The sequence below is a fragment of the Nocardia sp. NPDC004604 genome (genome assembly GCF_040609795.1).
GTDB lineage: Bacteria > Actinomycetota > Actinomycetes > Mycobacteriales > Mycobacteriaceae > Nocardia.
The window spans coordinates 101986-125194 of record NZ_JBEXLC010000004.1 but is presented as its reverse complement, the minus strand read 5'-3'; the positions used below and the strand labels follow the sequence as shown (position 1 = coordinate 125194).

Here is a 23209-nt window from a genome sequence, read left to right as displayed (position 1 = left end):
CGGAGCCAGTATGCGCAGACGACTACTCGTCGCGCTGACGGTATTCGCGGCGATCGCGGTATTCGCCTTCGCGGTACCCCTGTCGCTGACCTTCGCGACCAGCCGGACCCAGGAATTCGTGGCCGATCGCTCTGGCGATGCCGACCGGTTCGCCGCCCTCGCCGATGCCGCGGTGGCCGAGGGGGACAGCCGGGCGCTGGCCGATGAGGTCGGCCGCTATCACGATCTGTATGCGGAGAACGTGCTGGTAGTCGATGCCCGCGGCGCCAGAGCGGTGAATGCGGGGGTGGATGTGGCGTCGGCTCCGGTCCAGGCCGCGGTTGCCGCCGCCCGCCGCAACCAGCGGCCGCAGCCGGTCGATCGACTGACACCGTGGAGTGGGCCGACGGTGCTGATCGCCCGGCCCGTCGGCACCGGGGTGCAGGTCAACGGTGCGGTGGTGATCGAGGCCTCTACCGCGCGCGCCCGCCGCGATATCGCCCGCGCGTGGACGGTGATCGCGGTCGGGGCGGTGCTGATGATGGTGGTGTTCACCATGCTGGCGCTGAGCCTGGGGCGCTGGGTGCTGCGCCCGCTGGCGGCGTTGTCGCAGGCGGTCGCCGAGTTGACCGCGACCCTGCCCAAGCCGCGCGCCCAGGCCGCCGCGCACGTGTCCATCGCCCGGCATCACGGCGGGCCGCCGGAGATGCGCGCGGTCGCGGAATCCTTCGATGCCATGGCGCTCGCCGTCGCCGATTCGGCGGACGCGCAACGCCAGCTGGTCGCCGATACCGCACATGCCATGCGAAATCCGCTTGCCGCCTTGACGATTCGTCTCGACTCCCTGGAATATGCGATCCCGCAGAGCGCGGTGGCGACCTTCCGCAGTGCGGGTGCCGAGGTCGACCGGCTGACCGCGCTGCTCGATGGTTTGCTGAGTCTGGCGGTCGCCGAGACGCCCGCCGCCTTCGAGGCCGCGCGCACCCCCACCGCTACCGACAACCACTGCGACGCGGTACAGGTGGTCGCGGACCGGGTCGACGCCTGGTACTCCGCATACGAGAATGCCGGACAGGAATTGTCCGCGGCGCCCGTGGTGCCGGAGGCCGATACGGCGGTCTCCGGCGATGTGCTCGCCCAGATTCTCGATGTGCCGCTGAGCAATTCGTGCAGCTACGCCGGATCCGGCGCGCAGACCGTCATGGTGGTCGATACCGAACCGGGTTGGATCACGGTGACCGTGCGGGATAATGGCGCCGGTGTCGAACCCGCGGAGATCGATAAACTGACCACCCGCTTCTTCCGTGGCTCCGGCGCCGCCTCCGGCGGTTCCGGCCTCGGCCTCCCGATCGCCGCGGCGCTGGCCCAGGCGCGCGGCGGCACGCTGAGCGTGCGACCGGTCCAACCGCACGGACTCGCCATCCAGATCCGCCTGCCGCAGGCGATGCGGACGTGATCACACGGCGGACGTTCTTGGCGCTCACCGCCACTGGTATCGCGGCCGGTGCCGTCGGATGTGGCGGGGATGTGGCAACGGTGCGGCTGGCCTCCGGTGAGGTCGGCGGCTTCTATCACGCATTCGCGCGGCTGCTCGCGGCCGTCGCCGCGGAGGCGGGGACGGTGCGGATCGAGCCGGTGCCGACAACCGGGTCGCAGGAGAATCTGGCAATGCTGACCAGCGGACGGGTGGATGCCGCATTGGCACTCGCTGATTCGGTACAGGGTGAGCGTCAGCCGGTCGTGGCGCTGGGCCGGGTGTACGAGAACTATCTGCAACTGGCCGTGCGGTCCGAAGGCGCGATCCAGCGGGTCACCGATCTGCGGGGCACCCGGATCAACCTCGGCGCCGCGGGATCCGGCGCCGCGGTCACCGGGGAGCGGCTGCTGTGGGCCGCGGGCGTGAATCCCGGTGTGGACGTGGATATTTCGCATCGACCGTTGCGGGATGCGGTGGCGGGCGTGGAATCCGGTGAGCTGGATGCGTTGCTGTGGGCCGGTGGTGTACCCACCGATGTGCTCGACGTACCGCAACGGCTGCGGCTCATCGAACTCGGTGAGCTGGCGGCGCCGATGCGGGAACGGTTCGGGCATCTGTACGACCTGGTCGAGATTCCCGCCGACGCCTATGACGGCGGCGCGGCGATCCGGACGGTCGGCGTCGCGAATCTGCTGCTCGCCGCCCCGACCATGTCGGACGCCGCGGCGGGAGCGATCGTCGAACTGCTGGTCTCCCGGGCGGATGCGCTGGTACCGGCCGAGGCGGCGGGCACCCAGTTCCTGGATACCCGATCACTCATCGGAACCGATTCCGTCCCTCTGCACCCGGGTGCGGCCGCTGTCTACCGACGACGGCACGGCTGATCCCCGGTCAGGAACGGACCAGGCGGGCGATGGCGTCGGTGGCCTCTTTGATCTTGGCGTCGGCCTCCGGGCCGCCGGTGACCGCCGCGTCCACCACGCAGTGACTGATGTGGTCCTCCAGCAGACCCATCGCTACGGCTTGCAGTGCCTTTGTCATCGCGGAGACCTGGGTGAGGATATCGATGCAGTACTTCTCCTCCTCGACCATGCGCTGCAGGCCGCGGGCCTGGCCCTCGATCCGGCGCAGGCGCTTGAGGTAGTCGTCCTTGGCGGTGATGTAGCCGTGCGAGGCATGGTCGTGCGCGGCGTGGTCATGGGTGGTCACGCCCTCGGCCGCGGTGTCGTCGCCCGGCGCGGGCGTGGTGTCATGGTGCGACGGGGTGGGTGTCACCGACTGTCTCCTCGCTGCTCGCCGGATCTCCGGCCGGACCTGGATTAATACCCCCCTAGGGTACAGTGCGGTGGGGGAATTGTCAGGTCGGTGTGCGCTCGGTCGCGTCGGTCGGTGGCGTTCGGGTCCGATGTTTGCGCCGCTGCGGGCCAGCGCGATGCCGCCGATCATCGGCACCCCGCCGATCAGCTGCACTGGCGCGACGGATTCGGCCAGCGGCAGCCACGTCAACACCACCGATGACCAGCGCGGCGCCGCTGAGTGCGACCGCCGCGGCGAGCAAGGTTGCGCCGGATGGCTGCCGCCCGCGCACCGCCCAGTTCCAGGCGATCGCGACGATCGGCGCGAGGAATTGGATCATCAACGTCACGCCGACCTGAAAATAGGGCGGCGACAAGAAGGAGGTGGCCTGCGCCCCGGCCGCCGCGATCACGCCGAACGCACCGAGCGCACGTGGCGCATGCCGTCATGGACGAAGGTCCAGTTGGCCGGATCCGGACCCGTCTGGCCGAGCGACGGGGGCTGGCGAGAGAATCGGTGCATGAGTTTGGATCTTCGGCCCGCGCTCGCCGTGATCGGCGGTAGTGGCTTCTATGATTTCTTCGATAACGAGGCGACCACCGTCGAGGTCGATACGCCCTACGGCAAGCCGAGTGCGCCCATCGCTGTCGGTGAGGTGGAGGGCCGCCCGGTGGCCTTCCTGCCCCGGCACGGCAAGCAGCACGAATTCGCGCCGCATACGCTGCCGTACCAGGCCAATATGTGGGCGCTGCGCTCGATCGGGGTGCGGCGGATCTTCGCGCCGTGCGCGGTCGGCAGCCTGCGCGCGGACTGGGGGCCGGGCACCGTAGCGGTGCCGGATCAGCTGGTCGACCGGACCTCCGGCCGTGCGCAGACCTACTTCGACGGCGGTGGTGTGCACGTCTCCTTCGCCGATCCGTATTGCGACGAACTGCGTTCCGCGGCAACGAAATCCGCGACCGACGCGCTGCCGGTGAAAGCCTCGGGGACCATGGTCGTGGTGCAGGGCCCACGCTTCTCCACCCGGGCCGAGAGCCGCTGGTTCGCCGCACAGGGCTGGGAACTGGTCAATATGACCGGGCATCCGGAGGCGGTGCTCGCTCGTGAGCTCGAAATGTGCTACGCCGCAGTCGCGTTGGTGACCGACCTGGATGCCGGTCTGGAGGAGGGCGACGGCGTGCACGCGGTCGACGTCTTCGCCGAATTCAAGAAGAACCTCGGCCCGTTCAAGGAGTTGATCCGGCGTTCGGTTTCGGCGGTCACCGGAACCGACACCTGCGACCGCTGCCGGGTGCACGCGGGAGTGTCGCTGCCGTTCGAACTACCGTGAGAAATGATGCTGGCTGTACCGAGTGACCGACAGGTACGGAAATACCCTTAGTCAGATTGGGTTCGGAGCCGAACGCGGGGTGTGGATGCGATGAGAGTGCTGGTCACCGGGGCAGCCGGGTTCATCGGGGCGCGGTTGCGGCGGGCGTTGGCCGCGGCCGGGCACGAAGTGGTCGGGATCGATGTGCTGTACGAAGCGGTGCACGGGCCGGATGCGCAAGTGCCCGAAGGGGTTTCGCGGGTAGATGTGCGCGATGCCGATGCGCTCGAACCGTTGCTGCGCGGTATCGATACCGTATGCCATCTCGCGGCGGTGACCTCCGCGCCCGAATCGGCGATGTTCGCCGCGCACAATGATGTGGGCACCGCGGTACTGCTCGACGTAATGGGACGGGCGAAGGTTCGTCATCTGGTGCTCGCCTCGTCCATCGTGGTGTACGGCGAGGGGCGCTATCGCGGAATGAACAGCGGGCCGTTCTATCCGGGGCTGCGGCGGCGGGCCGATCTGGATCGCGGCATGTTCGACCACCTGTCCCCGCGCACCGGAGAATTGCTCACCTGGGAGCCGCTCAACGAGGATGCGCCGCTGCGCCCGCGCGGATTCTACGGGGCGAGCAAGATGGCGCAGGAAAACTATGCGCTCGCTTGGGGTTTGGCGACCAGTGCGGCCGTTACGGCGCTGCGGTACCACAATGGCTACGGCGCGGGTGCCCGCTCCGGATTCATCGGAAAGTTCCTCGCCGCACTCGATCAGGGAAGACCGCCCCTGGTGGACGAGGACGGCGGACAGGTCCGCGACATCGTGCATGTTGACGACATCGTGGCCGCCACCGTAGCCGCCGTCGACCGACGCCTCCCCGGCTTCGTACCCTTGAACATCGCCTCCGGCCACCCGATCACCATGTGGGAGGTCGCTTCGATCATGGCCAAATCCCGTGGCGGCCCCGACCCGGTGGTAACCGGCCGCTACCTGCTGGCCGATGCCCGCCACATCGTCGGCGACCCCGAACGAGCCAGGCGCGCACTGGGTTTCACCGCCCACATCCCACCCACCCAGGGCCTGGCCGAACTCGCCGCCCCCGCAGTGGAGACCACCACACCCCGTCCGGAATCCGCGCCACTACATGTGCGGGTCGCGCCGGACACGCCTGGGCCACAACGCCCCGAGTCGCATCCCGCCGCACCGATCACGAAGGCCACGGACCTGCGCCGGAACCCACCCGTCACGAATGCGAATGTTGCGGTCCCGCGCCCGAATGCGCCCGCACCAATCGCGAGTGTCGCGCAGCCGCGCCGGAACGTGCCCGTCCCGAACGCTGTCGAGCCGCGCCCGAATGCGCCCGTCACGAATGCGAATGTTGCGGTCCCGTGCCTGAATTCGCCCGTTGCGAATGCGAACGTCGCGGTCCCGCGCCCCAACGCGCCTGTGCTGGACGCGAATGCCGCAGTCTCGCGCACGAGCGAGCCCGCCCCGAACGTGAACGCTTCGGTCCCGCGCCCGAATGCGCCTGTCACGAATGCGAATGTTGGGGTCCCGCGCCCGAATGCGCCTGTCACGAATGCGAATGTTGCGGTCCCGCGCCCGAATGCGCCTGTCACGAATGCGAACGTCGCGGTCCCGCGCCCCAACGCGCCTGTGCTGGACGCGAATGCCGCAGTCTCGCGCACGAGCGAGCGCGCCCCGAACGTGAAAACTGTTGCGCCCAGACCGGAGTCAGTGTCACCTGAGGTTGCCTCACTGAACATGAACGCTGTCGCCCCAACCGCTGAGCCGGGCTGCCCCGAGACCGGAGACCGCCACGCCACGGCCGACGGCGCCGCAGGCGAGTGAGTCGGCGCTCCTAGGTCGAACGCACGCACCGAAGCCGGAAGCCGCAGCAGCCTAGGCGGCGCGGCCGGGCGGGAATCCCGTGCACCGGCGCCGAGTGGTCCGTTGGTGTCGGACGCGGTGGCGGCGGTGCCGTGGGCGAGTCGATGCCACAGGCCTGCAGCGCCCTGGTGGCGTTGCCAGTCGGGTTCGCTCGACGTATCCGGTCGGCACCGTATTCGCTAGGCGCAAGCCGAGGTTGGGTAGTGGTTCGGCTACTGTGCCGGGGACGTGAAGGCGTCGGCATGGGTGCGCGCCCATTGTTCGAAGGTGCGCGGTTCTCGGCCGGTTACCTCTCGCACCGTGGGGTGTATCTGGGATTCGTCCAAGGTGCCGTCGACGAAGAAGCTCCAGAATGCATCGACGTAGTTCTTTGGCATGGTCGCTTCGAGTTCGGCGCGCGTCTGCTCGTTGGTCAAACCCGCGCAGACCAGCGGTCGGTCGAGTACCTCGGCGAGCACGGCGACCTGGTCGGCGGGCACCAGGGCTCGGGCGCCGGTCAGCTCGAGGATCCGGCCCGCGAGTTCACCGCCGGTCAGGGCGACCGCCGCGACGGCCGCGATATCGGCGGGATCGATGGCAGCGACGGGTACGTCGGGGAACTGGGCGCGGATCACATCACCCTGTGCGAGCTGCGGCAACCAGCGCAGCGCATTCGACATGAACGAGCGTGGGCGCAGGAACGTCCAGGCCAGACCGGATTCGCGCACGTCCCGCTCGGCCTGTGTCATATACGCGGAGACTGCGTTGTTCATATCCGCCAGCGCCGCCGAACCGCCGGAGAGCAGGACAATGTGCTGTACCCCTGCCTTTTTCGCGCGCGCGAGCAGGTCCGGAGTGTCCGCATAGCCCGGCAGCAGGAACATCCCGGTGACCGCGTCCAGGGCCTCGGTCAGGCTCTCCGGCCGATTCAGATCGCCCGTCACCGCCTCGACACCGGCGGGCAGCTGTGCGCGAGCGGGATCGCGGACCAGCGCGCGCACGGCATTACCCGAATTGCTGAGCGCCGCAACTAGTTCCGTGCCGATATTGCCCGTCGCGCCGGTTACCAGGATCATGTTCGCTCCTCCGTGTCGTACTGAGTTCGGTCGACGAATCTACTCGTCCCATCATGCGAAATCGCCGTATCGGCGTCTCCCCATCCCAGGTAAATATGCCGTCGGCCGATGGCGACCGAATCGAGATCGCTGCGCCTGCTTCGACCGTACCGGCGGCCCGCGGCGTTAGGCTCGCGCAGTGGAAACTCCGCTACGGCTAGAGGTCATTGTGGCCAGCACGCGCCCGGAGCGATTCGCTCCCGTGGTCGCCGACTGGTTCCTGCGCACGGTCCGGGCGAGCCCCGAATTCGATACCGGCGTTATCGATCTCATGACCACCCCGCTACCGACGGATCTGGTCTCGACCGCCGAGGTGACGGCCTACCGCCAGCGCTTGGCCGCGGCCGACGCCTTCGTCGCGATCACCTCCGAGTACAACCACGGCTATCCGGCCTCCCTGAAAACCGCCTTCGACAACGCGAAACACGAATGGCGCGCCAAGCCCATCGGATTTGTCTCCTACGGCGGCCTCTCCGGCGGCCTGCGCGCCGTCGAACAACTGCGCCAGGTGGTCGCCGAAATCCACATGGTCTCCATCCGCGAAACCGTCAGCTTCCACCAGGCCAAGAAGCAATTCGACCGAGCAGGCAACACTCACGACGGCGCCGCCATAGACGCCGCCCAACGCCTCATCGGCCAACTAGCCTGGTGGGCAAGAACTCTCCGCGAAGCCCGCACCACCAACCCCTACCCCGGCTGAATACCGCACACCCTTGCCCGGTTGGCACGAAGTGTGCGGCTGCGCTTCCGGCAACGGCGCTACTGCGGGCTGCCCGCCATTGCTCGGCGGCCGCGGGGGTGGCCGATGTAGGTGGCCTCGCGCGGAATGGAGACCAGCGTCAGGTCGACCTGGGCAGTGCCGGTGCGCAGCACGACATGGTTGCCGATGGCGCCGGGCTGGTGGATCGACAGGTCCGGGCGGGTGGCGGGCCAGCCCATCGGGTCGCCGGTTACGTAGATCGTGGTGACACCGGCGTGCGGCGCGGGAGCCAGCACACCATCGACCACGGTCGCGGTGAATCCGGCATCGGACTGATGTGTTTCGACCGCGATCTGCAGCCGTTCGGGATTCCCGATGGTGGTCACCAGGTTCTCCCAGGCGTGCGCCCGATCGGTGCGGATCAGGATGCGCTCGCCGACGGCCAGTGCGCGGAACACCAACTGCTGAGCCAGATACAGCTCACCGGCCAGGTAGACCGTCGAGATGCCGGTACCGACGATGCGGACCGCGACGCCCTGCCTCTCATCATCGGAGCCGATGAGCTGACCGCAGCCCGAGGACGGCAGGTGCAGTGCACCGATCACATCGATCGGATACTCGGTCACCGGAACGGCATTGTCGAGATCCGGAATGGCCAGTGGCAGATGAGCGAGCAGTCCGTCGCGCTGCCGCCCGTTCATCGAGATCAGACCCCTGAGCTTGGTGCGCTCCGGCAGCTCGCGCGCGGTCAACCGCCAGGCCGCCCCGATGCTCACCGATTCGGCCGAACTACCGGGACGCAGCCGCACCGCGACCGTGGTGCCGCGCGACGGCGCGACCCACAGCTGCGAGAGCAGATCCGAGCCGAGCCGCTTCGGGTCGACGGCGCCGCCGATATTCACGCTGTTGCCGATCTCGGCGTAGCGCCAGCGGTGGGTGAGCGTGCGCGGGTCGAAGCCCTGCGTGACCTGCAGGACCGCCTTGCGGATCTCCGGTGCGGTCAGAATGCGGGCGCTGCAGTCGGCGTCCTCGAGGGTGCGCATAATGCGTTGTGTCGCAATGGTTACCGCGCGCGAGGCGCCATCGGCGCCACCGCCGCGCCGGGCCGCGGCCTCCGGGCACGCGATCGCGTCGAAGCTGATCGCGAGCCAGACATTGCGGTGCGCGGTGGCGGGCAGCGGGCCGAGCAGCGATTCGTAGATCTTGCCCGCCGGTGTACCGGAGCGGCTGCGGTGACCGTGGCTGATGATGTCGATGCCGCTGAGCAGAATGTCGTGCTGGTTCAGGCATTTGGCCAGTTCGGGCAGCGGCAGCAGATGCGAGGCGTGCACGGTGGTGCGGGCGATCCGGGTCAGCCCGCCCTTGGGGGCCAGCACCTCGACCACCGTGACGACCCGGGTGCCGTCCCAGTACAACCCGAGCGAGCGTCCGTCGGGGCCGCGGAAGTCGACGGTGTCGCCGATCTGGTAGTCGCCGTGGGTCAGGTAGCGCCACCAGGTCGCGATCCAGTCCAAGATGGTGCGCTTCGCGATCGGGATCAGCGGCAGCCCTCCCACAACCACCGCGACGCCCAACGCGGGCCAGCCGCCCAGTCCGGCGAACAAGGCGAGCAATCCGGCCGCGAGTCCGATCACCTGCGCCAGCAGCAGGTTCCGCAGCGAGATGCGCCCGAGCAGCGGGCGTGGTCCCGCCCCGGCTTGTTCGGCCATCGTCATCCCCCAAGTACCCGGTATCGGCCGTTTCGGATCGGCCGAACTGAACAATAGTCCTCGGGAACTGTACTGTGTTCCGCGAACGCGAGCATTGTTCGGGGAGGGAAACATGCCTTCAAAACCCACTACACGCTGGCAGGTGAGCGGCTACCGCTTCCTGGTCCGGCGGATGGAACACGCACTGGTCCGCCGGGACGTGCGAATGTTGCACGATCCGATGCGCTCCCAGTCCCGCGCCTACGCGGCCGGGCTGATCATGGCGATTGTGGTGCTGGCCGGTTGCGGTGTGCTCGCACTGCTGCGCCCGCAGGACAAGATCGGCAGCAGCAAAATTCTGATCGGCAAGGAATCCGGCGCGGTTTATGTGGTGATCAACGATGTGGTGCATCCGACGCTGAACCTCGCATCGGCCCGGCTGGCCGCGGGTTCGCCGGAAAAGGCCGTCATCGTCAAGGAATCCGAGATCGGCAAGAAGGCGCGCGGACAGCTGATCGGCATCCCCGGCGCACCCTCCTCGCTGCGCTTCGACAAGGACGGCAAGGGTCGGATCTGGACCGTGTGCGACCAGCTGAAGGTCGACGGCAGTAAGGATTTCACCACTTCGGTGCTGGCCGGTGAGCCCTCGCTCGGCGAGAAGGCCTCGGTCATGGGCAGGGACCGGGCGCTGCTGGTGCAGGGCAAGGACGCGACGTACCTGGTGTACGACAACAAGCGCGCCCGCGTGGACCTCAAGGACCGCGCCGTCACCGACGCGCTGAAGATCACCGGCGCAACGGCCCGGCCGATCGGTGAGGGCCTGCTCAACACCATTCCCGAAGTGCTGGCGATCACGCCGCCCAAGATCGACAACCCGGGCGGTTCGGTCAGCTACTCGGTCGGCAACCACCGGATCGGCGATGTGGTACACGTGCCGGCGCAACCCAATACGGAATACGTTGTGCTGCAGGACGGTCTGCAGCAGATCTCGGCGGTGACCGCCGAGATCATCCGTAACCGGTATCGCTCGACATCGAGCAATGACGTCGTCGACCAGACGGACAAGACCTACGCGTCGGTGGCGAACACACTGCAGGTCAGCACGTATCCGCAGACCGTGCCGTCCATCATCGACTACAAGGACCAGCCGATCAGCTGCCTGTCCTGGAAGCCGCTGGCCGCTGCCGCGGACAACAAGGACGGCGGCAATCGCGCCGAGCTTTCGGTGCTGACCGGTGTGGCACTGCCGATTCCGGATAAGGCCAAACTGGTGCCGCTGGCCCAGGCGGACGGTTCCGGCCCCAATGCCGACTCGGTCTACATTGCGCCGGGCACCGGGGCATTCGTCCAGACCACCGGCATCGAACCGGACAGCCGCCGCAAGGACAGCAAGTTCTACATCGCCGACACCGGTGTCCGCTACGGCGTCAAGGATGCCGATGCCGAGAAGGCACTCGGCATGGATACCGATTCGGGCACGAAGGCCGAACCGGCACCGTGGCCGATCATCGGCCTGCTCGCGGCCGGTCCCAGCCTGGCCCGCGCGGACGCCATGGTCGCCCATGACGGTATCGCCGCGGACCCGTCACCGTCGAAATCGCCTGTCGCCTCGGCAAATTGAGCGACTAGTCGGAACTGTCCCGCATCGCGGCCGCACGCAATTCGGCGACTTCGGCTCGCAGCGAGCGGATTTCGTCGATCAGCACGGTGATCTCCCGGTCGGTGCGGTCGGCGGTCACCTCGACGTTCCGCAGCTGTTCCATTACCCAGCTGGTCGTGGTGCCGATGGCGAAGCTGATCAGGCCGATGCCGAGGGTCATCAGGATCAGCGCGATCAGGCGGCCGTGCACGGTCACCGGATACACATCGCCGTAGCCGACGGTGGTCACCGACACCATCGACCACCACAGCGCGTCACCGAAGTTGTGAATCTTGCTGTCGGGCGCGCCGTATTCGGCATCGAAGAACGCCAGACTGCACAGCACCAGCGTCAATGCCGAACTGGTGCCGACGAATATCGCCAGCCGAGCGCGGGTCACCCGATTGCGGTTGAGCGTGTCGAGCACCAGCAGGGCGGCCCGCAGCAGCCGCACCGGCCGGAACGGCGGCAACAATACGATCAGCAGTTCCAGCGGATGGGTGCGCACGAACCGCCAGCGATCGGTCGACAGCCACATCCGGATGCCGAAGTCCGCGGCGAATACCGCCCAGATCAGGATGTCGACCCGTTCGAGCCAGGCATCCAATCGCGGTGAGGCACCGGTATCCAGCACATGCCAGGCGTAGACGCCGATGAACAGCACGGCCAGCACCACCATCGGGATACCGGTCGCGTGTTCCCAGACTTGTCTACGGCTCGGTTGTCCGTCGTCGTGTTCTGCTGCGCGCGTCAGGACCATGGGAACTACCTGTATCGATCGGGTGCGACACCCTATGTACCGCCGTTTGCCACGATGACGCTACATATCGTCGGACTTGACCCCGAACCGGCGTCGGATCGGGAACGAGGCGAGGTAGCCGAGAACCAGTGCGGCGCCGATGATCCCGGTACCGATCAGCGCGACATTGCGGGCCCGGTTGTCCGCTGGCGGCGCCGGTGCGGACACCGCCAGCTGGGCGCTTCTGGCCGGGCTCGACCGTTTGGGCGGCAGCGGCGCACTGCTCACCTCATCGGTCAGCGCCGCGACCGGATCGACCGCGCCGTAACCGATGTACGGACTCCACCCCTCCGCGGGCGCGTGCGCGGTGGCCTGCATCCGCTTGATCACGTCCAGCGCGCTCAGCTCCGGAAAGCGGGCACGCACGAGCGCGACCACACCGGAGACCAGTGGCGTCGCGAAGCTGGTGCCGCTCATCGCCTGTTGCTGCCCTTGCTGATTCACCGTGCCGGTTGCGGTGCCGGTCCCGCGCGGGTCGAGCGAGACCATATTCTCGCCCGGCGCGGCCACACTCACCCACGGGCCGGGCACGGTGAACTTCGACGGCGCGCCGTTGGAATCGATCGAGCCGACGGAGAGCACATAGTCGTCCCAGCGCGCCGGGCTCACATTGACCTTGACATTGCTCCACGGATCGGCGGACGGATTGAGCGGATCGATGATCTGCTGTTCGGTCTTGCAGGATCCGTCCTGGTTACCGGCGGCGACGACCACGACCACGTTCTTCTCCAGCGTCGCGTATCGCACTGCCGCACCGATGGATCCGTCGACGTCATTGGACGAGCCGCACCACACCTCGGAGATATTGATGACGCTGACGTTCGCATCGGCCGCGCGCCGGATCGCCGAGGCCATGGTGGCCAGATTGCCGTAGCCCTCGGGCAGGTCGTCGGGATTGCGCTCCCGGGCCCGGCCCTCCTTCTGATACATCTTGCTGGTCTGCCGGATCGTCATGATGCGCGCTTCCGGCGCGACACCCGAGAACCCCTGACCGTCCACCTTCGACGCGGCGATCAGGCCCGCGACGAAAGTGCCGTGCCCGTCGCAATCCTCGGTGCCATCGCCCGAATTCGCCACGAAGTCGCCACCGGCGATGAGTCCGGGCAATCGGGGATGGCGTGCCACGCCGGTGTCGATGACCGCGATGGTCTGGCCCTCGCCCTTGGAGAACCGCCATGCGCTGTCCAGATCGAGTGAGCGCTGCGCGGTGGGGATCGTCGCGCCCTCACCGCCGGATACGGTGTTCGAACAATCGGAATTCGCTGGCCGCTCGGTCTTTTCGGGCGGCGCCGCCGGATCACCGGCGGGCAGCAGACCCGGGTTCACCGTCGGCGGGTGATCGGCGGACGCGGCGCCGGCGCCGAGCCCCAGCGACGCGCTCATGCCCAACGCCGCGACCGCAGCCGCGACGCGCAAATGCCGGTTCACAGCCCGCGAACGAGTGAGTAGAGCGAGGCCACCCAGAAAACCAGCGGCAGCACGGCGGCCACGAACGCGTACTCCAGCAGTTCCACGCCACGGCGCATCGGCGGTGTCGCGGACTGGTTCGGAATGATGATGCCGAGAATCAGCGCGGCGATCAGCACGACCATCGCCGCCCCGAAGACGGCCAGCGGCTGCTCCATACCGATGGCCACGCCGACCATCATGATCAGCACGATCGATGCGCCGCCCGCGATCAGCACCACGGCCTGCTCCGCGCCCGCGTAGGTGCGACTGCGGAACATCAGCACCACCGCGGTCACCAGCGCAAGTGCGATACCGGGCCAATACGGATCGTCCGCACCGGGATCGGTGGCTGCCAGCGCACCCGCCACCGAGAGCAGCGTGGTAGCCGCGACCAGTCCGGCCAGGTACATCCGGGCCCGCTCCGATTTCGTCCGCAGCACATCCATGGTCGGCAGCGCGCGGTGATCGTCCGGATCGTCTTCGGTCGGATCGATCGGGGTGCCCGGGGACGGCACCGGCGGCAGCGGCAGGCTTGCCAGCAGCATCGAAACCCGCGGTGCGAGTGAAAGACCCGCGAGGCCGAGCGCGGCGACGGCCGCGCCGATGGCCTTCTCCGGCTGGTCGGTCAGCACCCCGACCAGCCCGGACGGTACGGCGTACACCGCGAGCGTGGCAGCGCCGATGAACAGCGCGAGCCCGACGCCGGTGACCCGCCACGCGAGAATCGCGGTGGCACCGACCAATACCGAGCCGAGTAGCAGATGCGCCCAGCCGTAATCGTCTGGCACATAGAGCATTCCGGCGGTGAACGCGGCGGGCAGCGCACAGCCGCCGAGCACCAGCGCGGTCGAGGTGTCGCCGTACATTCTGCTGAGCACCATGCCCGCGACCACGAGCAGAATCGCCACGGCTAGCGCGAGCGAACCGCTCACCCAGCCCGGCAGCGCATCCTTGGACAGCAGCAGACCGAGGCAGCCCACGATCATGGTGAGCGCGGCGAGCACCGAACCGGTGATCCGCGCGACCTTCGGTGTCCAGCTGCGATAGTGATCGGCATCGGCGATCGCGACGTTGTACATGATGTCGTCGAACAGCGGCGTCGGCGCGATGTGCGAAGCGCTTTCCAGCATCAGCAATTCGCCGTCGCGCACACCGTGCTCGCCCAGACTCAGCGAATTGGAGAACGGAGGATGGCCGATTCGGGCGAGCACCCATTCCGCGGGCTCGAAGCGCTCGCCCTCATTGTCGAAGTCATTGGTGCGGCTGTGTTGAGCGACCATATCGACGACACTCGGAATCACCAGCGCGACCGGCACATCGACCGGAATCGCCATATCCACCTGGGTGTGCTTCGCGAGAATCGTGACCCGCGCGAGGTCGGGTGCACGGACGATGCCGCGCGAGGATTCTTCGTCGATGTGGTCAAGTCGCGCGTGCGTCAAGCTTCCCCCAACTCGGTCTCTACCTCGTATTTCCGCGTCCCGTGAGCGAGGGGGCCGAGCTTGCGAACCCACCGTTCGGGCAGCAGAATGCTGGTCGAACTGTACGACATGTCAGCGGTGGCCTCTACACTGAGGCCGAAAAAGTGCAGCTTGCGAAGAGGGGGATCTCGTTCGATGAGTACCGTCCGGTTCCAGCGGCGTGCGCGTCGCGAGATGCCGCGCTCGCCCGGTGGCGAGGTCACGCTGCAGCCGCCGCCCGAAATCCCAAGGGTGACACCGGGCAGCCTGGTTTCGAAGCTGATGCCGGTCGTCATGGTCGTCGGCATGGTCGGCATGATGGCGCTGCTGTTCACTCAGGGCGGCAGCATCGCATCGAATCCGATGAGCATGATGTTCCCGATGATGATGGTCGTCTCCATGGTCGGCATGTTCGCCGGTCAGGGCGGCGGCAAGGGACAGAAGGCAGCCGAGGCGAACGAGGACCGCAAGGACTATCTGCGCTATCTCGACCAGGTCCGCAAGGATGTCGACCAGACCGCCGCCCAGCAGCGCGCCTCGGTCGAGTGGAGTCACCCGGAACCGGCCCTGATCTGGATGCTGGCGGGGACTTCCCGCATGTGGGAACGTCGGGCCGGGGACAAGGACTTCTGCCACGCCCGGATCGGCATCGGCGGACAGCGCCTGGCCACCCGTCTGGTCGCGCCGGAGACCGGTCCGGTCGAGGAATTGGAGCCGATCGCGGCGGTTTCGCTGCGCCGCTTCGTGCGCGCGCACTCCACGGTTCCGGATCTGCCGACCGCGATCGCGGTCAAGGGCTTCGCGACCATCGCACTCGACGGTGACCGTGCCGAGGCCCGCGATATGACCCGCGCAATGCTGTTGCAGCTGTGCATGTTCCAGGCGCCGGACCAGGTGCTCATCGCCATCGTCTGCGGCCCGGACACCGCCCGCGAATGGGCGTGGACCAAGTGGCTGCCGCACACCCAGCATCCGGACGCGCAGGACGGCATCGGCACCCAGCGCATGTTCTACGGCTCGATCCGCGAGGCCACCGCCGGCCTGCATCCGTTGCTGGCCAACCGTGTTCGCTACTCCCGCAACCAGCCCGCCAATGCCAACCTGGTGCATATCGTCATTGTCGTCGATGGCGGCCTGCTGGAGGCCGAAGAAGACCAACTTCGGGAATCCGGCTATGAGGGCGTCACCATTATCGACTTGTGCGGTTACGCACCGCGTTTGGCGGTTTCCCGCGGCATCAAGATGGTCGTCGAGAATGGTGAATGCGTCGGTCGCGGCGCCACCGGCAATCAGGAGCGGTTCGCGCTCATCGACCGGATCAGCCCGCAACAGGCCCAGCAGGTCGCGCGCCGCCTCGCCCCGTATCGCGCCGCGACCCAGCGCAGCAGCGATGTCGAACACGATGACGCCGAAGTGATCTCGACCTGGACCCAGCTGATGAAGCTCGGCGATATCGGTACGTTCAATCCCGAACACGCCTGGCGCCCGCGCTACGGCCGTGAGCGGCTGCGCGTGCCCTTCGGTGTCGGCGCGGACGGTGCGCCCATCGAACTCGATATCAAGGAAGCCGCCGAGAGCGGTATGGGCCCGCACGGATTGTGCATCGGCGCAACCGGTTCCGGTAAGTCGGAATTCCTCCGCACCCTGGTGCTCAGTCTCTTGGCCACGCACTCACCGGACCAGTTGAACCTGGTGCTCGTCGACTTCAAGGGTGGTGCGACCTTCCTCGGTCTGGATGGTGTGCCGCACGTCGCGGCCGTCATTACCAACCTCGAAGAGGAAGCCGACCTCGTCGACCGTATGCGTGACGCGCTGGCCGGTGAAATGAACCGCCGCCAGGAGGTGCTGCGCCAGGCGGGCAACTTCGCCAATGTCTCCGAATACGAGAAGGCCCGCGCCGCCGGTGCCGACCTCGACCCGCTGCCCGCACTGTTCGTGGTGCTCGATGAATTCTCCGAATTGCTCACCCAGCATCCGGATTTCGCCGAACTGTTCGTCATGATCGGCCGCCTCGGTCGCTCGCTGCACGTGCATCTGCTGCTCGCCTCGCAGCGCCTCGAAGAGGGCAAGCTGAAGGGCCTGGAGAGCCACCTCTCCTATCGCATCGGTCTGAAGACCTTCTCTGCCAATGAATCCCGCCAGGTCCTCGGCGTCCCCGACGCCTACAACCTGCCCGGCGTCCCCGGCGGCGGCTATCTCAAATCCGACTCCGGCGAGATCCAGCGCTTCCAGGCCGCCTACGTCTCCGGCCCCTACGTCGGCGGCGGCTCCCAGCGCGAGGTCACCCAGGCCGGTGTCGCGGGCGGCGAAATCGACATCAAGGCACGCCCTTTCACCGCCACCCATGTCGACTTCCGTGCCATCGACCGCGTCCCGCTGCCGTCCGAGCCGACGCACGATCCGGAACCGCAGTCCGAAGACGGCGAACAGATCTCCAACCTCAATATGCTGGCCTCCCGCATCCGCGGCCACGGCCGCCCGGCCCACGAGATCTGGCTCCCGCCCCTGGATGAGGCGCCCACCCTCGACCAGCTCATCCCGCGCAGCGTGCTCACCGGCGAATACTCCGCCGTCGCTACCCTGCGCGCCCCCATGGGCATCGTCGACCGCCCCTACGACCAGCGCCGCGACCCCTTCGTCGTCGACCTGTCGGGTTCACGAGGCAATGTCGCCGTCGTCGGCGGTCCGCAGTCGGGTAAGTCGACCGCCCTGCGCACCATGATCATGGCGCTTTCCCTCACCCACACCGCCGAACAGGTGCAGTTCTACTGCCTCGATTTCGGTGGTGGCACCCTGGCCAGCCTGGAAGGGCTGCCGCACGTGGGTTCGGTGGCCAGCCGCTTGGACGAGGACAAGGTCCGTCGCACCATCGCCGAAATGACCACTATCGTCCGCCAGCGCGAGGCCCGCTTCCGCCAGCTCGGCATCGAATCGATGACCGAATTCCGCCGCCTGCGCGCCATGGACCCAACCAGCAGCCCCGGCGCCACTGGCGCACACGAGGATCCGTTCGGCGACGTCTTCCTGGTGATCGACGGCTTCGGCTCCATCCGCCAGGACTTCGACCCCCTCGAACAGCCCATCATGAACCTCGCGGTCCAGGGCCTGTCCTACGGCGTGCACGTCGTCATCGCCCTGGCCCGCTGGGCCGAAGCCCGCCCCGCCCTCAAAGACCAGATCGGCACCCGCATCGAACTGCGCCTCGGCGACCCGATGGACTCCGACCTGGGCCGTAAGTTCGCATCACTGGTCCCGCAGGGCCGCCCCGGTCGCGGTATGACGCCGGAGTGCCTGCACATGTTGACAGGTCTGCCGCGCATCGATGGCAGTGCCGCCCAAGAGAATCTCGGCCAGGCCGTCGCGGACGCGGTGTCGACCATCGCTCGGCTCACCCCGGGACGTCCGGCTCCGGCGGCCAGGATGCTGCCCGAAATGTTGCCGCGCGAACAACTGCTGCAGCTGGCTGGCAACTGGCCTTCGCAGGTCGACCCGGAAGCCAAGTGCACGCGAATTCCGCTCGGCATCAACGAATCCGAGCTGGCACCGGTATACCTCGACTTCAACGAGAGCCCGCACTTCATCGTCATCGGTGATACCGAGAGCGGTAAGACGACCCTGCTGCGCTCGATCATCGAGGGCATTGCCGCCTCGAACACACCCGACCAGGCACGCTTCATCCTGGGTGACTATCGGCGCACCATGCTGGGACTGGTACCAGAGGGATATCTCGCCGGATACGGTTCCACCGCACCGCAATTCACCCAGAACATGGCCGATCTCGCCGCCTATGTGGCCCAGCGAACGCCGGGTGCCGATGTCACGCCGCAGCAGTTGCGCGAGCGCTCCTGGTGGCGTGGTCCGGAGCTGTACGTCATCGTCGACGACTACGATCTGGTCGCCTCCTCCAGCGGTAACCCGGTATCGGCGCTGTTGGAGCACCTTCCGCACGCCCGAGATCTCGGTTTCCATGTGATCATCGCGCGACGCTCCGGTGGTGCGAGTCGCGCACTGTACGAAGCGACGGTCGCGCGTATGAAGGATCTCGGTTCGGCCGCTCTGGTCATGAGCTGCAATAAGGACGAGGGCGTGTTGTTCGGTAACACCCGCCCGGGTATCAAACCGCCTGGGCGCGGTACCTACGTCACGCGCAATAGCGAGGGCCTGATTCAGCTGGCGTGGATGCCTCCGGCGGAATGATGCCAAGTGTCGATCTGGTGGTGACGGACACCCGCGTCTGGGCGCGCGGCCCGGCCACACATTGGGATGCGCCGCCGTCGGTCGTGCTCGGTAGCAATGGGGATCTCGTTGTCGGAGAGCCTCTTACACCGCCGACACAGGTGAGTTCCGCGGTCCAGTACGTCGGCGCGGACCGGATAGCCCTGCTGCCGCGTATTCCGGCCATTGTCGAAGCGATGACCGCGGTGGTCGGCACGGTGCTGCGGAACCTCGGTGTTCCGATTCCGTGCGAACAGGTCACCGTCGTGTGCCCGACCGAATGGGGCTTGCGACGACGCGCGGTCATCGACGATGCCCTGCGTCGCTTCGCCACCGATATCCTGTTCGAGGACATGGCAATACGTGCCGTGGTCGCCGATGCGGGTGCCGCGCGCAGCAGGCGCACGGTCGTGTTGGAGTTCGGGCCGCTCTCGACCACCGCCACCGCCGTTGTACGGAGCCACCAAGGCATTCACATCGAATCATGTGAACATGAACCGAATCTCGCGATATCCGATATTGCACCGGAGAGCAGTGGGTTCGACGAGCTGTCCGCACTCTTCGATCGTCTGCTCGGCGGTCGGCCCGCCGAGATGGTTCAGGCGGTAGGTGTTTCGGATCCGACGAAACTTGACCTCATCAGGTCGGTGGCGCAGCAGTTCTGCGGACCGAGCGTGGAACTGCGCACGATCGGGGGAGCTGATCTGGTGCGCGGATCGCGACCGGAGCCGGAATACCAACCCGGGATCACGCCATTGCCGACGACGGAATGGATGCAGCCGCTGCGGCAGCGGGCCGCGGCCATGCAGCCCTCCGGTCGCAATACCAAAATGTATGTGCTGGTTGCCGTTGCCGCGGTCGCGGTGGTTGCCGCGGCCGCCATCGGTGCCGTGTTCGCATTCGGTGGCTCGGAAGACAAACCCACCGCGTCTGGACCGAGCACATCTGTGCCTGCGGGTCCGACGTCGCAGTCGACCGGTGTGCGGCCAGCGCCGACGACCACGCCGAAGCCGGCATCGGAAACCGTTGGGCGCGTGGGCTTCCAGCTACCGGCCGGGTGGCGATTCGCGCAGGCACCTGACCCGAGCAAGCCTCGGGTCGATCTCGTCCCCTCGGACGGAACTCGGATGCGCATCACCGTGATCCAGACTTCAGTCGCCGCGGGCACCGGATACGAGCAGGTCGCGGCGAATCTCGACGCCCAGATGAAGCAGCGCCCGAGCGGCTCGGTCAGCGAGCTGAAGCGCGACGTCGTATTCGGCGGCAAATCCGGCCTGGCCTACACCGAACAGCCCGGCGACGGCTCAACGGTGAACTGGCATGTGTTGGTGGAGCACGGACTTCAGGTCAGCACGGGGTGCCAGTACATCGGCGACTGGCAGTCGCTCGCCCAGACCTGCGAGCAGTTCGCGGCATCCATCCAGACGACGCCGTAATTCTCTTCTCTCGGCGGGACATCGTGCCGTATCCATACCTGTTCCGGTGTCCCACACAAACATTCGTGCCCCCGGCAGTTCGCCGGGGGCACGAATGATCTGAGGGCGTATCTCAGAAGAGGCCAGCGAGGGCGGTGTCCGTGCCCTGAAGCTCGGAATTGCCCTTGTCGACGAGCTGGGCGGCGCCCTGCAGCGTCGTGTTCAGCTGAACGACGTGCTGGTTCCAGGTCGTCTGGTACTGGTCGAAGGCGTCCTTGGCCGCACCGCCCTGGGTGTCGAAGAAGGCCTTGACCTTCTTCTCGAACGCCTCGAGCTCGTTCCGGATGTTCTCGGCACGGTTGATGATCTGCCGGGCGCCGTCCGCAACGCCGTCGAAATTAGCGGAGATGGGCTTGCCGCTGCTCATTATTCAAGCTCCTATGCTGCGTAGTTCTGGAATTTAGACCGCAGGCAGGTCGAGGCTGGAAACCTGCGCCTGCACCTTGGAGGCGAAATCATCGGTCTGATCGGAGAACGAGTTGCTCATCTTGAGCAGCTTCTCGGAGGTCTCCATCAGCTGGTCGTTCATCTTGTCGGCCTGGAAGTAGTAGCGCTCCATGAAGGCGTTGAACGCGTCGCGGGCCGCACCCTGCCAGTTGGCGCCGTTCGTCACGTTGTCTTCATCGGTCTTCAACTGCCTGATGGCGAGCATCAGGCTGTTGTGCTGCTCCTGGAACTCCTTCGCCTTCGCATTGATACCCTCGGTATCCGCAGCGAAATTCCCTGGTGAAGTCATCGCTTCTGCTCCTGGTTCTGGTTCTGGTCAACGTCCCAAGTGCTAGTTGACCTCTTCATATGGTTGGACGCGTCCTGGGCCCGTTCGGTTCCATCCAGTTCGAAAGAATCTGGTAGGTCCACCGCGTCGCACGGGCGCTGTAGCGTTGTCGACCGGCCACATCACGGTCGGAGGGCCTCAGAGATCCCCCCGGATGTCTCGGACCGCAATGTTGTCGTTTCGGTCGCCACCAGCACACCGATCCCCTCCTTCCCCCTTCGCGGCCACCTGAACTGGCGAGTGGGCTGGCTGCGAACACCCTACCGAACAGCGCAGTGTCGCGTCTATAAGACGGATCCCAGTTCGACAGGAGCCATGAGGCACGCCCGATGCGCTACTTGACGACCTTGGCGATTGTCGGAACCATCTTGTCTACCAACGTGTCCTGGGATTGCCCGGTCCACACCTGAAAGGCCTGCACGGTCGACGGATCATCGACCACAACGATTTTCGCGTTGCTGGACAGAATGCCGCCCGGCAATCCGCGCAGGCCACCGTTTCCGGCTTGACTGTCGGTCCGCAGCACGATCACGACCTCGGAATCGACGTCGGTCGAATAACTGGAGGCCGACAGCGCACGCGGTGACTTCTCATCGCCGACGGCCTTGTATTTGGGGCTGTAGACAAAGCCGACATTCTGCAGGAACTTGGATTGCTCGCTGGGATTGAGCACCACCGAGAGGGTGGAGTTACCAAAATTGAACGCGGTGACCGTCTTCCCCGCGAATTGCGGATTGGCGTTGCGGGCTTCGGCCACCTTGTCGCCGCCACCGCCGGGATCCGATCCGCCCTTGGTCAGTAGGAAGGTTCCGGCCGCGATGGCGGCGACCACCACCACGGCGAGTGCACCGGGTACCAGGAGGCGACGGGCGCGCGATCGTTCGGTGTGATTCCGCTTGGTCGCGATCAGGCTCTGATCCGTATTCTCCCGCGGCATGAATCCGGTAGTGGAAGTGTGGGTTCGGGTGTTGTATCCGGCGCCGGAACGATATGGATCCCCGACGACCGGCATCGGCATGGATGGATTCGAATAGCCCGCGACGGACATGCGGGCATCGGTCGCGTACCCGGCCTCCGGCGCGCGGAACTGCGTGCCGTAGAGCGCCGCCTCTGCCGCTTGGGTGAACTCGCGGCAGGTCCCGTAGCGCTGCTCCGGGTCCTTGGCCATGACCTTTTCGATCACGGCGTCCAGTGCGGGCGGCAGACCGGGCCGGACCGCGCTCAGCTTCGGCGGCGGCTCGTGCAGATGCCCCATCATGACCACGGCGGGCATGGTCGACGGATACGGATTCTGACCGGTCAGCAGTTTGAAGAACGCGCAGCCGAGGCTGTAGATATCGGCGCGGTGATCCAGGCTGGTTCCGACCAGCTGCTCGGGTGGGGCGTAGGCGACGGTGGCCATGAAATTGCCTGTCGCCGTGAGATCTTGACCGTCCTCGGCGGACTTGGCCACACCGAAGTCGGTGAGCAGTACCCGCTCCTCGTCTCCTTCCTCAGCGGCGGAGAGCAAGAAATTGGCCGGCTTCACGTCGCGGTGCAGCAGCCCGCGCCGGTGCGCGTAGTCGAGTCCCTTGCCGACCTCGGACACGATGCGCAGTGCGCGCTGCGGCGTCATTACCGAGGGGCCCTTCTTGGCCTCGTCCGCGGCATCGACTCCGTCGATGTACTGCATGGCGATCCAGAGCTGACCGTTCTCCTCGCCGCGGTTGTAGACGGCGACGATATTCGGGTGGTCCAGTCCGGCAGCCAGATTCGCTTCGCGCTCGAACCGGGCGCGGAACTCGTCATCGGTGGACAGATCGGCGCTGAGAACTTTCAGTGCGTCGCGGCGGGGCAGGATCGGGTTCTGGGCGAGATACACCGTGCCCATGCCGCCGCTGCCGAGAACCTGAAGTACCCGGTAGCCCCCAATGATTGCGCCGGGCCGCAACGCCATTCGGTCCTCCTCAATGATGTCGAATGCC

The 23209-nt window shown here is 66.7% G+C and carries 17 protein-coding genes and 1 pseudogene; 8 read left to right on the top strand and 10 right to left on the bottom strand.

Going from position 1 to position 23209, the window contains the following annotated elements:
• Positions 1 to 10: 10 nt before the first annotated feature.
• Positions 11 to 1435, top strand: a complete 1425-nt coding sequence (locus ABZW16_RS03735; protein WP_354951790.1) for a HAMP domain-containing sensor histidine kinase — start codon at positions 11 to 13, stop codon at positions 1433 to 1435.
• Complete coding sequence (locus ABZW16_RS03730; RefSeq protein WP_354951788.1) at positions 1432 to 2340, top strand: TAXI family TRAP transporter solute-binding subunit; 909 nt, start codon at positions 1432 to 1434, stop codon at positions 2338 to 2340. The genes ABZW16_RS03735 and ABZW16_RS03730 overlap by 4 nt, the downstream gene beginning before the upstream one ends.
• A gap of 7 nt (positions 2341 to 2347) precedes the next feature.
• Here the strand turns inward: ABZW16_RS03730 and ABZW16_RS03725 are convergent, their stop codons facing one another.
• Both ABZW16_RS03725 and ABZW16_RS03720 read right to left on the bottom strand, forming a co-directional pair.
• On the bottom strand, positions 2348 to 2665 hold the full coding sequence (locus ABZW16_RS03725) for a metal-sensitive transcriptional regulator (RefSeq protein WP_354951877.1): 318 nt from the start codon (positions 2663 to 2665) through the stop codon (positions 2348 to 2350).
• Positions 2666 to 2813: 148 nt separating this feature from the next.
• Entirely contained in the window at positions 2814 to 3164 is a 351-nt protein-coding gene (locus tag ABZW16_RS03720; protein WP_354951786.1) for a hypothetical protein, read from the bottom strand.
• Between the two features lie 108 nt (positions 3165 to 3272).
• Here ABZW16_RS03720 and ABZW16_RS03715 point away from each other — a divergent pair, with 108 nt between their 5' ends.
• Positions 3273 to 4082 (top strand): S-methyl-5'-thioadenosine phosphorylase, encoded by an 810-nt coding sequence (locus ABZW16_RS03715; RefSeq protein ID WP_354951784.1) that lies wholly within the window; start codon positions 3273 to 3275, stop codon positions 4080 to 4082.
• Between the two features lie 90 nt (positions 4083 to 4172).
• Positions 4173 to 5156: pseudogene (locus tag ABZW16_RS03710) on the top strand (NAD-dependent epimerase/dehydratase family protein); the annotation flags it as partial.
• Positions 5157 to 6163: 1007 nt separating this feature from the next.
• On the opposite strand, the gene ABZW16_RS03705 reads toward ABZW16_RS03710, so the two are convergent.
• Positions 6164 to 7006: an NAD(P)H-binding protein gene (locus tag ABZW16_RS03705; protein WP_354951782.1), complete on the bottom strand. Its 843-nt coding sequence runs from the start codon at positions 7004 to 7006 to the stop codon at positions 6164 to 6166.
• Between the two features lie 178 nt (positions 7007 to 7184).
• Here ABZW16_RS03705 and ABZW16_RS03700 point away from each other — a divergent pair, with 178 nt between their 5' ends.
• Positions 7185 to 7745: an NAD(P)H-dependent oxidoreductase gene (locus ABZW16_RS03700; RefSeq protein WP_354951780.1), complete on the top strand. Its 561-nt coding sequence runs from the start codon at positions 7185 to 7187 to the stop codon at positions 7743 to 7745.
• Positions 7746 to 7804: 59 nt separating this feature from the next.
• Here the strand turns inward: ABZW16_RS03700 and eccE are convergent, their stop codons facing one another.
• Positions 7805 to 9454 carry a type VII secretion protein EccE gene (eccE, locus tag ABZW16_RS03695; RefSeq protein WP_354951778.1) on the bottom strand — a complete coding sequence of 550 codons (1650 nt, stop codon included), beginning with the start codon at positions 9452 to 9454 and terminating at the stop codon, positions 7805 to 7807.
• Between the two features lie 112 nt (positions 9455 to 9566).
• Between eccE and eccB the strand changes: the two genes are divergently transcribed.
• Positions 9567 to 11054, top strand: a complete 1488-nt coding sequence (gene eccB, locus ABZW16_RS03690) for a type VII secretion protein EccB (protein WP_354951776.1) — start codon at positions 9567 to 9569, stop codon at positions 11052 to 11054.
• A gap of 4 nt (positions 11055 to 11058) precedes the next feature.
• On the opposite strand, the gene ABZW16_RS03685 is transcribed toward eccB, so the two are convergent.
• From ABZW16_RS03685 to eccD, 3 genes are read right to left on the bottom strand one after another with little or no spacing between them, the layout of a single operon-like run.
• On the bottom strand, positions 11059 to 11832 hold the full coding sequence (locus ABZW16_RS03685; RefSeq protein ID WP_354951774.1) for an ion channel: 774 nt from the start codon (positions 11830 to 11832) through the stop codon (positions 11059 to 11061).
• A gap of 60 nt (positions 11833 to 11892) precedes the next feature.
• A complete protein-coding gene (gene mycP / locus ABZW16_RS03680) occupies positions 11893 to 13254 on the bottom strand; it encodes a type VII secretion-associated serine protease mycosin (RefSeq protein ID WP_354951772.1) in 1362 nt (453 codons plus the stop codon).
• A 41-nt stretch (positions 13255 to 13295) separates the two neighbouring features.
• On the bottom strand, positions 13296 to 14762 hold the full coding sequence (eccD, locus tag ABZW16_RS03675; RefSeq protein WP_354951770.1) for a type VII secretion integral membrane protein EccD: 1467 nt from the start codon (positions 14760 to 14762) through the stop codon (positions 13296 to 13298).
• Positions 14763 to 14936: 174 nt separating this feature from the next.
• On the opposite strand from eccD, the gene eccCa reads away from it, so the two are divergent.
• Together eccCa and ABZW16_RS03665 are read left to right on the top strand one after the other, a co-directional pair.
• Complete coding sequence (gene eccCa, locus ABZW16_RS03670; protein WP_354951768.1) at positions 14937 to 18977, top strand: type VII secretion protein EccCa; 4041 nt, start codon at positions 14937 to 14939, stop codon at positions 18975 to 18977.
• Between the two features lie 20 nt (positions 18978 to 18997).
• Positions 18998 to 20431, top strand: coding sequence for a type VII secretion-associated protein (locus ABZW16_RS03665; RefSeq protein WP_354951766.1), 1434 nt, complete (start codon positions 18998 to 19000; stop codon positions 20429 to 20431).
• Positions 20432 to 20543: 112 nt separating this feature from the next.
• On the opposite strand, the gene ABZW16_RS03660 is transcribed toward ABZW16_RS03665, so the two are convergent.
• The 3 genes from ABZW16_RS03660 to ABZW16_RS03650 form a co-directional block, all read right to left on the bottom strand.
• Entirely contained in the window at positions 20544 to 20837 is a 294-nt protein-coding gene (locus ABZW16_RS03660) for a WXG100 family type VII secretion target (protein WP_354951764.1), read from the bottom strand.
• A gap of 33 nt (positions 20838 to 20870) precedes the next feature.
• A complete protein-coding gene (locus ABZW16_RS03655; RefSeq protein WP_354951762.1) occupies positions 20871 to 21206 on the bottom strand; it encodes a WXG100 family type VII secretion target in 336 nt (111 codons plus the stop codon).
• Between the two features lie 373 nt (positions 21207 to 21579).
• Complete coding sequence (locus tag ABZW16_RS03650) at positions 21580 to 23181, bottom strand: serine/threonine-protein kinase (RefSeq protein WP_354951760.1); 1602 nt, start codon at positions 23179 to 23181, stop codon at positions 21580 to 21582.
• Between the last annotated feature and the right edge of the window lie 28 nt (positions 23182 to 23209).

What these genes read in the sequence shown, in the direction of transcription:
- ABZW16_RS03735 (WP_354951790.1), top strand. Translation starts at nt 11, where the DNA reads ATGCGCAGACGACTACTCGTCGCGCTGACGGTATTCGCGGCGATCGCG.
- ABZW16_RS03715 (WP_354951784.1), top strand. Translation starts at nt 3,273, where the DNA reads ATGAGTTTGGATCTTCGGCCCGCGCTCGCCGTGATCGGCGGTAGTGGC.
- ABZW16_RS03705 (WP_354951782.1), bottom strand. Translation starts at nt 7,006, where the DNA reads ATGATCCTGGTAACCGGCGCGACGGGCAATATCGGCACGGAACTAGTT.
- eccE (WP_354951778.1), bottom strand. Translation starts at nt 9,454, where the DNA reads ATGGCCGAACAAGCCGGGGCGGGACCACGCCCGCTGCTCGGGCGCATC.
- eccB (WP_354951776.1), top strand. Translation starts at nt 9,567, where the DNA reads ATGCCTTCAAAACCCACTACACGCTGGCAGGTGAGCGGCTACCGCTTC.
- ABZW16_RS03685 (WP_354951774.1), bottom strand. Translation starts at nt 11,832, where the DNA reads ATGGTCCTGACGCGCGCAGCAGAACACGACGACGGACAACCGAGCCGT.
- mycP (WP_354951772.1), bottom strand. Translation starts at nt 13,254, where the DNA reads ATGAGCGCGTCGCTGGGGCTCGGCGCCGGCGCCGCGTCCGCCGATCAC.
- eccCa (WP_354951768.1), top strand. Translation starts at nt 14,937, where the DNA reads ATGAGTACCGTCCGGTTCCAGCGGCGTGCGCGTCGCGAGATGCCGCGC.
- ABZW16_RS03660 (WP_354951764.1), bottom strand. Translation starts at nt 20,837, where the DNA reads ATGAGCAGCGGCAAGCCCATCTCCGCTAATTTCGACGGCGTTGCGGAC.
- ABZW16_RS03655 (WP_354951762.1), bottom strand. Translation starts at nt 21,206, where the DNA reads ATGACTTCACCAGGGAATTTCGCTGCGGATACCGAGGGTATCAATGCG.
- ABZW16_RS03650 (WP_354951760.1), bottom strand. Translation starts at nt 23,181, where the DNA reads ATGGCGTTGCGGCCCGGCGCAATCATTGGGGGCTACCGGGTACTTCAG.